This window comes from Kitasatospora sp. NEAU-CNBT7 (assembly GCF_057220535.1).
Genome location: NZ_JBXQQB010000014.1, coordinates 145,943 through 157,326 on the forward strand (window position 1 = coordinate 145,943; position 11,384 = coordinate 157,326).

Sequence of the window (11,384 nt, forward strand, 5' to 3'; positions counted from 1 at the left end):
GCGACACGAGCATCGCGCGAGCCGAGGAGGAGCCATGTCCAGGACCGAGGAGTCGATCGAGGTGGCGGCGCCGGTGGGGGCCGTCTACGAGCAGTGGTGCCGGGTGTCCGCGTTCCCGCGGTTCATGAGCGGGGTCGAGGAGGTGGTGCCGGGCCCCGGCGGTACGGTGCACTGGGTGGCCCGGGTGGACGGCGTCCAGCGGGAGTTCGACGCCGAGATCACCGAACGGATCGCGGGGGAGCGGATCGCCTGGCGCTCGGTGGACGGCGCCGAGCAGTCGGGCGTGGCCACCTTCCACGACCTGGGCGCGGGCCGTACCAGGATCATGCTCCAGCTGGACCACACCCCGCACGGCGTGATCGACCTGATCGGCGACCGGCTGGGCTTCGTCGCCCACCAGGTGCACCGCTGCCTGCAGGAGTTCAAGGACCACGTCGAGCGCCGCAGCCAGGCCGCCTGAACCACCGACCCGCCGCCGCAGAGGAGATCGAAACATGCCGCCCACCGCCGAGCGACCCCGCAGCCGGGCCGCCGCGCTCCGGCGCACCGTCCTGCGGCGCACCGGCCGCGAACTGCTCGGTGACGAACTCTTCGACCGGGCGGCCGCACTGACCTACTACGGCGTGCTGGCGCTCTTCCCCGGCCTGCTGCTGCTCACCGGCCTGCTCGGCCTGGCGGGCCCGTCCCCCACCGGGCAGGTGATGGACGGGCTGCGCCGGCTGGCACCCGGCCCGGCCGGCGACGTCCTGCGCGACGGCGTCGGCCAGGTGCAGCAGAACGCCGGGGCCGGCGGGGTGTTCGCGACGCTGGGGGCGGTCGGCGCGCTCTGGTCGGCCTCCGGGTACGTCGGCGCGTTCATCCGCTCCGCCAACACCGCGTACGGCGTCCGCGAGCACCGGCCGCTGTGGCTGCTGGCGCCGGTACGGCTGGTGCTGACCGCCGTCCTGGTGGTGCTGCTGGCGGCGGGCGTGACGATCGTGGTGTTCACCGGCCCGCTCGCCGCGCAGGCCGGCCGGGCCCTGGGCGTCGGGGACTTCGGCCTGACCCTGTGGTCGGTGGCGAAGTGGCCCGCGCTGGTGCTGCTGGTCACCCTGATGGTCACGGTGCTCTACCGCTCGGCCCCCGACCTGCGCTCCCGGCGGCTGCGCCTGGTCACCCCCGGCAGCGCGCTGGCGGTGGCGCTCTGGCTGGCGGCCTCCGGCGGTTTCGCGCTGTACGCGGCGTACGTGGACACCTACAGCCGGATGTACGGCGCGCTGGCCGGGGTGATGGTGTTCCTGGTCTGGCTGTGGCTGACCAACCTCGCGATCCTGCTCGGCCTGGAGGTCGACGCCGGGCTGGCCCGGGCGAAGGAGTCCGGGGACGCCGACGCCGCCGGGGACGCCGACGCCGCCCGGGACGCCGGGGACGTCGGGGACGTCGGGGATGTCGGGGACGCCGACGCCGCCGGGGACGTCGGCCCGGGCCGGTCCGGCGGCTACCGCCCGCCGTCCGCGCCGTCCCCGTCGAAGGACCGCGCCGGGGCCGGGTGAGGCACCGCCGCCGTCCCGGGGCCCGCCGCCACGTCGTGCCCCGCCGCCGTGCCGTGCTCCGCCGCGGCGTCGTGCTGCGCGCCGGGGCCGCCCGGCTCCGCCCGCCCGACGGCGATCCGGGGCAGCGCGTACGGGTGCCGGTCCCGCAGGAAGGCGACCAGGTGCTCGCGGACCGCGCAGCGCAGCTCGAAGGCCTGCTCGGCGTCGGGCGCGGTCATCAGCGCCCGGACCACGATGGTGCTCGGGGTGGTGTCGACCACCTGGAGCGCCCGGCCGGTGCCGTCCCAGCGGCCGTCGTCGGCCAGCAGCTTCTCGAACTCGGTGCGCAGCTCGCCGACCGGCGTGCGGTGGTCGAGGTGGAGCAGCACGGTGCCGGTGATGCCGGGGTCGCGCCGGGACCAGTTCTCGAACGGCTTGCCGGCGAAGTACGACACAGGCATCACGATCCGCCGCTGGTCCCAGGTGGCGATCACCACCGCGGTGAGGGTGATCTCCTCCACCGTGCCCCACTCGCCGGCCACCACCACGACGTCACCGATCCGCACCATGTCGCCGAAGGCCAGCTGGATCCCGGCGAACAGGTTGGCCAGCGAGGACTGCGCCGCCACGCCCGCCACCAGCCCGAGCAGGCCGGCCGAGGCGAGCAGGCTGGCGCCGACCGCGCGGACCGCCGGGAAGGTCATCAGCGCGGCGGCCAGCGTGAGCACCGCGATGGCCACGTCGGAGATCCGGCCGACCAGGTCGGCCTGGGTCCGCGCCCGGCGCACCCGCCCGGGGTCGCGCCGCCCGGCCGCGTACCGGGTCAGCGCGGACTCGATGAACAGCGAGACGGTCCGTGCGGCCAGCCAGCCCGCGCTGACCAGCAGCGCCAGCAGCAGGCCGTGCCGGACCGGCGGGCGCACCCCCGCGCCCAGGCCGGCGGCCGGCTCGCTGCCGAGCAGCAGCGCGGCCCCCGCCGTCACCAGGGCGGGTATCCGGCAGCGCCGCAGCAGCTGCCAGCGCCGGGCGCCGGGCCGGGCGGCCGACAGCCGGGCGACGGCCAGCAGCAGCAGCCGGTCCACGGCCAACACGGCGGCCGGCACGGCGGCCGCCACCAGGAGCGGGCGAAGGACGGTCCAGATCGGCATGCGGGTCTCCTCCTGACACGGTCGGGGTCGGGGGCCGGGTCGGGGGCGGCCGGTCCCCGGGTACGCGTCGAGGCCCCGGGAGGGGAGCGGGCCGGGGCCTCGACGCCGGGCGCCGGCGAACGGGACGGCGCCGTCCGTCGCCTGCCCGCTGAGACGTCTTCAAACATCCGGGCCGGCCCCGGCGGCGGGTGCCTCGCCCCGGCCGCCCGGCCCCGGGGCCCGCCGACTCGGCTAGGCTGCCGCCGACACCGGCACCGGCCGGTGACGACCGATCAGCGCGAGGAGAGCGAGATGGCCGGCGAGCCGCAGTCCGACTGCGTGTTCTGCAAGATCGTGGCGGGCGAGATCCCGGCCACCGTGGTCCGCAGGACCGCGGACACCGTCGCCTTCCGGGACATCCACCCGCAGGCCCCCACCCACGTCCTGGTCATCCCCGCGGTGCACTACCCGAACGCCGCCGCGCTCGCCGCCGCCGAGCCCGCCGTCGCCGCCGAACTGCTCACCGAGGCCGGCGAGGTCGCCGCCGCCGACGGTCTCTCGGACTACCGGCTGATCTTCAACACCGGTGCGGGTGCCGGCCAGACCGTGTTCCACGCCCACGTGCACGTGCTGGGCGGCGAGCCGCTCCGCGAGGGCCTGGTCTGATCCGGTGTCACAGCGCGAACTCGTCGTCCTGGGCACCGCCAGCCAGGTGCCCACCCGGCACCGCAACCACAACGGCTACCTGCTCCGCTGGGACGGCGAGGGCCTGCTCTTCGACCCCGGCGAGGGCACCCAGCGGCAGATGCTGCACGCCGGGGTCTCGGCCACCGGGATCACCCGGATCGCCGTCACCCACTTCCACGGCGACCACTCGCTGGGCCTGGCCGGGGTGATCCAGCGGATCAACCTGGACCGGGTCCCGCACCCGGTGGACGTCTACTACCCGGCCAGCGGCCAGGTGTTCTTCGACCGGCTGCGGTACGCGACCGCCTACCACGAGAGCGCCCGGCTGCGGCCCCGCCCGATCCCGGTGGCCGGCCCGCTGTCCGCGCCCGGCGCGCCGTTCGAGCTCTCCGCCGTCCGCCTCTCGCACCCGGTGGACTCCTTCGGCTACCGGCTCACCGAACCGGACGGCCGCCGGCTGGTGCCGGGGCGGCTCGCCGCGCTCGGCCTGCGCGGGCCGCTGGTCGGCCGGCTCCAGCAGGAGGGCTCGGTCACCCTGGAGGACGGCCGCACCGTCACCCTGGACGAGGTCAGCGAGGCCCGGCCGGGCCAGCGGTTCGCGTTCGTGATGGACACCCGGCTGTGCCCGGGCGTCCACGAGCTCGCCGACGGCGCCGACCTGCTGGTGATCGAGGCGACCTTCCTGGACGCCGACGCCCGGCTGGCCGAGGAGCACGGCCACCTGACCGCCGCCCAGGCCGCCCGGGTGGCTGCCGAGGCCGGGGTGCGGACCCTGCTCCTCACCCACTTCTCGCAGCGCTACCCGGCCCTGGACGGCCATCTCGCCGAGGCCCGCGCGCACTTCGACGGCGAGATCGTGGTCGCCGAGGACCTCGCCAGGGTGCCGGTCCCGCCGCGGCGATGACTCGCCAGGGTGCCGGTCCCGCCGCGGCGATGACCGGAAAACCATTCGCCTCACCGGCCGCGCGGGTCCAGCATCGGATGCGCCGCCCGGGGTGCCGCGCCGCCGCAGCGAACATCTGCGCGGCGTACCCTGGTGACCCGGAGAGCCCGCGCGGCACCACGACTCGACAGATGGGATGAGCAGGCCTCAGCGCCGACCCATGAGTGACACACCGCAGACCCGAACCAACGGTCACCGTCCCGACGCGGCCAGCACCCGGATCGTCATTCCGGAGAAGCACCCGATGGTCACCCTGCTGGGGGCGGCCGACTCGCTCCTGCGGGTGATCGAGAGCGGCTTCCCCGACGCCGACATCCACGTCCGCGGCAACGAGGTCACCGCCACCGGCGACCAGGCCGAGATCAAGCTCGTCGAACAGCTCTTCAGCGAGATGATGCTGGTGCTGCGCACCGGCCAGCCCCTGACGGAGGACGCCGTGGAGCGTTCCATCGCGATGCTCAGGAAGGCCGCCGAGGACCCGGCCCACCCGGCCCCGTCCGAGGTCTTCACGGCGAACATCCTCTCCAACCGGGGCCGCACCATCCGCCCCAAGACGCTCAACCAGCAGCGCTACGTCGAGGCGATCGACAAGCACACCATCGTCTTCGGCCTCGGCCCGGCCGGCACCGGCAAGACCTACCTGGCGATGGCCAAGGCCGTGCAGGCGCTGCAGGCCAAGGAGGTCAACCGGATCATCCTGACCCGGCCGGCCGTCGAGGCGGGGGAGCGGCTGGGCTTCCTGCCCGGCACCCTGTACGAGAAGATCGACCCCTACCTGCGCCCGCTGTACGACGCGCTGCACGACATGATGGACCCCGACTCCATCCCGCGGCTGATGGCGGCCGGCACCATCGAGGTCGCCCCGCTCGCGTACATGCGCGGCCGCACCCTGAACGACGCCTTCATCATCCTGGACGAGGCCCAGAACACCTCGCCCGAGCAGATGAAGATGTTCCTCACCCGCCTGGGCTTCAACTCCCGGGTGGTGGTCACCGGCGACACCAGCCAGATCGACCTCCCCGGCGGCACCCGCAGCGGCCTCAAGGTCGTCCAGGAGATCCTGGCCGACGTCCAGGACATCCACTTCTCGGTGCTGACCAGCACCGACGTGGTCCGGCACAAGCTGGTCGGCCGGATCGTGGACGCCTACGAGCGCTGGGACGCCCAGCAGGAGGCCGACGAGGCCGGCACCGCCCGCACCAAACCCGTCCAGCGCCGGGGCGCGCGTGCGCCCCGGCAGTCCCATCGCGCCGAAAGCTGAGTACCGAACCCTCCATGTCGATCGACATCGCCAACGAGTCCGGGTGGGACGCCGACGAGGAAGCCATCCTCGACGTCGCCCGCTACGCCCTCGACAAGATGCGGATCCACCCGCAGTCCGAGCTCTCCGTGATCCTGGTCGACAGCGAGGCCATGGCCGAGCTGCACGTGCAGTGGATGGACCTGCCGGGCCCCACCGACGTGATGTCCTTCCCGATGGACGAGCTGCGCCCCGGCAAGGAGGGCGAGGACCTGCCGCAGGGCCTGCTCGGCGACATCGTGCTCTGCCCGGAGGTGGCGAAGCAGCAGGGCCTGGCCGCCCCCACCAAGCACGCCATGGACGACGAGCTGCAGCTGCTCACCGTCCACGGCGTGCTGCACGTGCTCGGCTACGACCACGAGGAGCCCGAGGAGGAGCGCGAGATGTTCGCGCTCCAGAAGCGGATCCTGGACGGCTGGCGGGCCGGTCGCGGACTGTCGGGGCTCTCCCCGGCGCCGACCGTCCACTGAGGGCCGGCCGTCTGTGAGCGGTGCGAGTACGAGCTTCCTGGTCGGAGCTCTGCTGCTGGTGGTGCTCGGCTGGCTGGCCGCCTGCGCCGAGGCCGGGATCTCCCGGATCTCCCGGTTCCGCGCGGAGGAGGCCCACCGGGCCGGCCGGCGCGGCTCCGACCGGCTGCTGGTGCTGACCTCCGACACCATCCGCTACCTGAACCTGGCCACCCTGATCCGGGTGGCCGCCGAGATGGCGGCCGCCGTGCTGGTCACGGTGGTCTGCGTCCGGTCCTTCGACAGCACCTGGCAGGCCGTCCTGGTGGCGTTCGGCGTGATGGTGCTGGTGTCCTTCGTCGCGGTCGGCGTCTCGCCCCGCACGATCGGCCGCCAGCACCCGCTGACCACGGCCACCGCGGCGACCTTCGTGCTGCTGCCGCTGGCCCGGATCCTCGGCCCGATCCCCAAGCTGCTGATCCTGCTCGGCAACGCGCTGACCCCGGGCAAGGGGTACCGGGAGGGCCCGTTCGCCTCCGAGGCCGAACTGCGCGCCCTGGTCGACCTGGCCGAGCAGGACGACCTGATCGAGGACGAGGAGCGCCGGATGGTGCACTCGGTCTTCGAGCTGGGCGACACCATCGTCCGCGAGGTGATGGTGCCGCGCACCGACCTGGTGATGATCGAGCGGCACAAGACCGTCCGGCAGACCCTGACCCTGGCGCTGCGCTCCGGCTTCTCCCGGATCCCGGTGGTCGGTGACAACGAGGACGACGTGGTCGGCATCGTCTACCTCAAGGACCTGGTCCGGCGCACCCACATCAACCGGGACTCCGAGTCGGAGCCGGTCGGCTCGGTGATGCGCCCCGCGGTGTTCGTCCCGGACTCGAAGCCCGCGGCCGACCTGCTGCGCGAGATGCAGCAGATGCGCTCGCACGTGGCGATCGTGATCGACGAGTACGGCGGCACCGCCGGCCTGGTCACCATCGAGGACATCCTGGAGGAGATCGTCGGCGAGATCACCGACGAGTACGACCGGGAGATCGCCCCGGTCGAGGACCTCGGCGACGGCTCGTACCGGATCACCGCCCGGCTGCTGGTCGAGGACCTCGGCGAGCTGTTCGGGATCGAGCTGGCCGACGAGGACGTGGAGACCGTCGGCGGCCTGCTGGGCAAGCGGCTCGGCCGGGTGCCGATCCCCGGGTCCTCCTGCGAGATCCCGGTCCCGGACGAGTCGGTGACCGACCTGACCGCGATCCGGCTGACCGCCGAGAGCTCGGCCGGCCGCCGCAACCGGATCGGCACCGTCGTGGCGGCCCCGGTCCGCACGGCGGACGAGGACGAGGACCCGGACACCGACTGACCCGGCCGAGGACGGCCCGGTTCGGACAGGACGGCCCGCGGGGTGCCACCCCGCGGGCCGTTCCGTCCTCGTACGAAGCTACGGCCCGTTTGACCAGTCCTCCGGACGCTCCCGACCATGAAGTCATGGCACATCAGTTGCGTGCGGAGTACGGGCCCGAGGGTCCGTCCGGTGCCGTGCTCAAGTGGCACGTCGTCCGGACCGGCGAACCCACCATGGCCATGTGCGGCGCCCCGGTCGACCCCGGGGCCGAGAGCAAGCCGGAGACGGCATGGGGGACGGGCCTGCGCATCTGCCAGCAGTGCGGGTCCCTGTATCTGCACGAGGTGCCGTTCCACGGCGCCGAACACGGTTAGACCGTGTCTGACAATTCCCGCCGGGCGCCCGACGCCGCGCATCCCGCCTGGACGCACCGGCGAATCGCCCAAGTACGACCCAGTACGAGGGCGCTCCGCCGGCACGCCCAGCCGGGCGCCCGACGCCGCGCGCTGATCCGACGCGAATGGTCGGACACGGCCTGGACCCCAGGCCAGGAGGTCTCCATGAAACTGCAGGACGAACTGCCCGTCGACCACCGGCTCGGCCAGGTGTACCGGGTCGGCGCCGGACTCGGCGGGGTGTTCCTGCTGGTCTTCGGCATCCTCGGGCTGCTGGACCACCCGAGCTTCCTCGACACCCAGGGCAAGGAGGTCATCGGGCTGTCGAGCAACGGCACCCTGAGCGTGATCTCCATCATCGCCGGCGTGATCCTGATCGCCGGAGCGGTGATCGGCGGCAACATCGCCTCGAACATCAACATGATCATGGGGGTGCTCTTCATCCTGGCCGGTTTCGTCGGCCTGATGGTGCTGGACAGCAGCGCCAACCGGCTGGCGTTCCGGATCCCCAACGTGATCTTCAGCTTCGTGTTCGGCTTCGTGGTGCTGACCTTCGGCATGTACGGCAGGGTCAGCAGCCACCTCCCGCAGGACAACCCGTACTGGAAGCAGCGCCACAGCAAGCCCGAGACGCTGCCCAACGGCCCGCCCGCCCTGGTCAAGGTGATGCGGCCCGGCGACCCCCGGCCGACCGGCCACTGAGACACCCCGGACGGCGCGGTCGGCCCGCCGCCTATGCTCAGGCCTCATGAGTGAGCTGACCGGGCTGGACCCCGAGGACAAGAAGATCATCACGCTGGCCCGCTCCGCCCGCGCCCGCAACGGCGTGGCGGAGGGGGCCGCGGTACGTGACGAGACCGGCCGGACCTACGTGGCCGGCACCGTCGCGCTGGAGTCGCTGCGGCTGAGCGCCCTGCAGACCGCCGTGGCGATGGCCGTGGCCAGCGGCGCCAAGGGCCTGGAGGCGGCCGCCGTGGTCACCGCCGCGGATAGCCCCGCCGAGGCCGACCTCGCGGCCGTCCGGGACCTGGGCGGGGCCGGCACCCCGGTGCTGCTGGCCGGCCCGGACGGGACGCTGCGGGTCCGGGCCGAGGCCCGCTGAGCCGTCCGGACCCGGGTGCCCCGGCCGGGGCACCCGGGCCGTCCGGACCGATAGTGTGACCACGGGCTGTCCGGGGAGGGGACCATGGGGGTGCTGGCGTTCTTCGCCGGTCTGCTGCTGACCGTGATGGGGTTCGGCCGCTGGAAGGAGACCGGGTCGCCGTACTGGCTGATCGGCTCGCTGGTGCTGCTGCTGCTCGTCCTGATCGGTGCGCTGACCTCGCCCGGAGGCGGCAAGAAGACCGGTTGACCCGGGCTGGTCCGTCCACCCCGTGGTGATCAGGGAGAATGGTCGGCATGAGTGCCCCTTCATCCCCGTACCGCTCCGGGTTCGCGTGCTTCGTCGGCCGTCCCAACGCGGGAAAGTCGACCCTGACCAACGCGCTGGTCGGGACGAAGGTCGCGATCACCTCCGACCGCCCGCAGACCACCCGCCACACCGTGCGCGGCATCGTGCACCGCCCGGACTCCCAGCTGGTCCTGGTGGACACGCCCGGCCTGCACAAGCCCCGCACGCTGCTCGGCGAGCGCCTCAACGACCTGGTCCGCTCGACCTGGGCCGAGGTCGACGTGATCGGCTTCTGCCTGCCCGCCGACCAGAAGCTCGGCCCCGGCGACAAGTTCATCGCCAAGGAGCTCGCCGAGGTCAAGAAGACCCCCAAGGTCGCCATCGTCACCAAGACCGACCTGGTCGACTCCAAGAAGCTGGCCGAGCAGCTGATCGCGATCCACCAGCTGGGCATCGAGCTCGGCATCGAGTGGGCCGAGATCATCCCGGTCTCCGCCGTCGGCGACCAGCAGGTCGAGCTGGTGGGCGAGCTGCTCACCGAGCTGCTCCCGGCCGGCCCGCCGCTGTACCCGGACGGCGACCTCACCGACGAGCCCGAGCAGATCATGGTCGCCGAGCTGATCCGCGAGGCCGCGCTGGAGGGTGTGCGCGACGAGCTGCCGCACTCGCTGGCCGTGGTGGTCGAGGAGATGATCCCCCGCGAGGGCCGTCCCGCCGACCGGCCGCTGCTGGACATCCACGCCAACGTCTACATCGAGCGGCAGAGCCAGAAGGCCATCGTGATCGGCGCCAAGGGCGCCCGGCTCAAGCACGTCGGCACCACCGCCCGCAAGCACATCGAGGCGCTCCTCGGCACGCCGGTCTACCTGGACCTGCACGTCAAGGTGGCCAAGGACTGGCAGCGGGACCCGAAGCAGCTGCGCAAGCTCGGTTTCTGACCGGGCCCGCGCACCACGAGGCCGGCCGGACGCGGTGTCCGGCCGGCCTCCGGCGTTCCCGGGGCCGGGGCGGCCCCGCGGGGGCGCTCAGGCCCGGGCGGCGGGTGCCGCGGCCGTCCGGCCCTCGGTGAGCAGCAGGGCCGCCGTCAGCAGGACCACGCAGGCGGCCGAGCCGTGCACGGCCAGCGCGAAGCCGAGGGTGCCGCCGTGCGTGGTGACGGCGGTCGCGTCGCCGAGCGGGAGGAGGGCGTCGAGCAGGACCACCCAGCCGAGCGCGCGGCGCTGCCCGAGCGCGAGCAGGACCAGCACCGTGCCGCCCACCGCGAGGTCCCGCACGCCCTTGACCACGAAGTAGCCGGTGGCGTTCCCCTGCGGCCAGGGGGTGATGCCGAAGCCGTCGGCGGCGGCCGGGTTCAGCAGGAAGTTGAGCCCGAAGAAGACGACCGTGGCGCCGGTCAGGACCGCGAGCACGGTGGTGATGCGCTGCCTGGACATCTGGTTCCCCCTGGAGGACGTGCCGGTGCCCGGAGGGCACCGACTGGCTTCCTAGCGCTGCTAGGTCTGGGATCGATGCTAGGACTATCTCTGCTCGAATGTCTAGCGGTGCTAGGATCGAGCCATGGCCGTACAGCAGCGCCGGGAGCGCGAACGGGCGGAACGCCACCAGTTGATCATTCGAGCCGCGCGGGAGCTGGCCGAGGCGGAGGGCTGGGGCGCGGTGACCACGCGCCGGTTGTCCGAAGCCGTCGAGTACAGTCAGCCGGTCCTCTACAGCCACTTCGCGTCCCGGGACGCGATCGTGGCCGCGGTCGCCGTCGAGGGCTTCGAGGAGCTCGCCGCCGCCCTGCGCGCGGCCCGGGCGGGCCTGCCCGACCCCGCCGAGGCGCTGCGCGCGCTGGCCGGCGTCTACCTCGGGTTCGCCCGGGAGCGGCCCGCGCTCTACGCCGCGATGTTCGTCCACGAGACCGACCTGGAATTCGGCACCGAGAACTCGCCCGCCCCGCTGAAGGCCGCCTTCGGGGAGTTCTCCGCCGTGGTCGGGCCGCTCGCCGCGGCCCGCGGCGGCGACCCGGAGACCTTCGCCGAGGTGCTCTGGGGCGCCCTGCACGGCCTGGCCGTCCTCGCCGCCGGCCGGCGGCTGCGCCCGCAGCACCACGACGCCCGGGTGGACCTGCTGATCCGTCAGCTCACCGCGCTCCCCGCCGGGCGCTGACCGGTCCGGGGGCCGCCGCCCGCACTTGGTCTCCGGTTGGGAGGGCCGGGCCGGCCGGGTGCCCGTACCAACGGGAGGCAAACTCCGCC

15 protein-coding genes are annotated in these 11,384 nt (G+C 73.4%); 13 read left to right on the top strand and 2 right to left on the bottom strand.

Annotated elements, in window-relative coordinates:
- The first annotated feature begins 34 nt into the window (after positions 1-34).
- Together AC2TEW_RS19970 and AC2TEW_RS19975 are read left to right on the top strand one after the other, a co-directional pair.
- Positions 35-460, top strand: a complete 426-nt coding sequence (locus tag AC2TEW_RS19970; RefSeq protein ID WP_484624701.1) for an SRPBCC family protein — start codon at positions 35-37, stop codon at positions 458-460.
- Between the two features lie 34 nt (positions 461-494).
- Entirely contained in the window at positions 495-1,532 is a 1,038-nt protein-coding gene (locus tag AC2TEW_RS19975) for a YihY/virulence factor BrkB family protein (RefSeq protein ID WP_484624702.1), read from the top strand.
- Here AC2TEW_RS19975 and AC2TEW_RS19980 read toward each other — a convergent pair.
- Complete coding sequence (locus AC2TEW_RS19980) at positions 1,478-2,659, bottom strand: mechanosensitive ion channel family protein (protein ID WP_484624703.1); 1,182 nt, start codon at positions 2,657-2,659, stop codon at positions 1,478-1,480. The two genes, AC2TEW_RS19975 and AC2TEW_RS19980, sit on opposite strands and share 55 nt — an antisense overlap.
- A gap of 291 nt (positions 2,660-2,950) precedes the next feature.
- On the opposite strand from AC2TEW_RS19980, the gene AC2TEW_RS19985 reads away from it, so the two are divergent.
- The 10 genes from AC2TEW_RS19985 to era all read left to right on the top strand — a co-directional run bounded on the left by AC2TEW_RS19985 (position 2,951) and on the right by era (position 10,082).
- Entirely contained in the window at positions 2,951-3,304 is a 354-nt protein-coding gene (locus AC2TEW_RS19985; protein WP_484624736.1) for an HIT domain-containing protein, read from the top strand.
- A 4-nt stretch (positions 3,305-3,308) separates the two neighbouring features.
- Positions 3,309-4,229 (top strand): ribonuclease Z, encoded by a 921-nt coding sequence (locus AC2TEW_RS19990; protein WP_484624704.1) that lies wholly within the window; start codon positions 3,309-3,311, stop codon positions 4,227-4,229.
- Positions 4,230-4,428: 199 nt separating this feature from the next.
- Positions 4,429-5,529, top strand: coding sequence for a PhoH family protein (locus tag AC2TEW_RS19995; RefSeq protein WP_033820380.1), 1,101 nt, complete (start codon positions 4,429-4,431; stop codon positions 5,527-5,529).
- 14 nt (positions 5,530-5,543) lie between these two features.
- Positions 5,544-6,038, top strand: a complete 495-nt coding sequence (gene ybeY, locus AC2TEW_RS20000) for an rRNA maturation RNase YbeY (protein WP_033820379.1) — start codon at positions 5,544-5,546, stop codon at positions 6,036-6,038.
- 13 nt (positions 6,039-6,051) lie between these two features.
- Positions 6,052-7,377 carry a hemolysin family protein gene (locus AC2TEW_RS20005; RefSeq protein WP_484624705.1) on the top strand — a complete coding sequence of 442 codons (1,326 nt, stop codon included), beginning with the start codon at positions 6,052-6,054 and terminating at the stop codon, positions 7,375-7,377.
- 125 nt (positions 7,378-7,502) lie between these two features.
- Positions 7,503-7,733: a hypothetical protein gene (locus AC2TEW_RS20010; RefSeq protein ID WP_033820378.1), complete on the top strand. Its 231-nt coding sequence runs from the start codon at positions 7,503-7,505 to the stop codon at positions 7,731-7,733.
- Between the two features lie 186 nt (positions 7,734-7,919).
- On the top strand, positions 7,920-8,456 hold the full coding sequence (locus AC2TEW_RS20015; protein WP_484624706.1) for a DUF4383 domain-containing protein: 537 nt from the start codon (positions 7,920-7,922) through the stop codon (positions 8,454-8,456).
- Positions 8,457-8,502: 46 nt separating this feature from the next.
- A complete protein-coding gene (locus AC2TEW_RS20020; protein WP_484624707.1) occupies positions 8,503-8,856 on the top strand; it encodes a cytidine deaminase-like protein in 354 nt (117 codons plus the stop codon).
- 84 nt (positions 8,857-8,940) lie between these two features.
- On the top strand, positions 8,941-9,105 hold the full coding sequence (locus tag AC2TEW_RS20025; protein ID WP_158515499.1) for a hypothetical protein: 165 nt from the start codon (positions 8,941-8,943) through the stop codon (positions 9,103-9,105).
- Between the two features lie 47 nt (positions 9,106-9,152).
- Complete coding sequence (gene era / locus AC2TEW_RS20030; RefSeq protein ID WP_484624708.1) at positions 9,153-10,082, top strand: GTPase Era; 930 nt, start codon at positions 9,153-9,155, stop codon at positions 10,080-10,082.
- A gap of 87 nt (positions 10,083-10,169) precedes the next feature.
- On the opposite strand, the gene AC2TEW_RS20035 is transcribed toward era, so the two are convergent.
- Positions 10,170-10,577: a DUF4267 domain-containing protein gene (locus tag AC2TEW_RS20035; protein ID WP_484624709.1), complete on the bottom strand. Its 408-nt coding sequence runs from the start codon at positions 10,575-10,577 to the stop codon at positions 10,170-10,172.
- A 124-nt stretch (positions 10,578-10,701) separates the two neighbouring features.
- Between AC2TEW_RS20035 and AC2TEW_RS20040 the strand changes: the two genes are divergently transcribed.
- The gene (locus tag AC2TEW_RS20040) at positions 10,702-11,295 is read left to right on the top strand and encodes a TetR/AcrR family transcriptional regulator (protein ID WP_484624710.1); all 594 of its coding nucleotides are present in this window, start codon (positions 10,702-10,704) and stop codon (positions 11,293-11,295) included.
- Positions 11,296-11,384 lie beyond the last annotated feature (89 nt).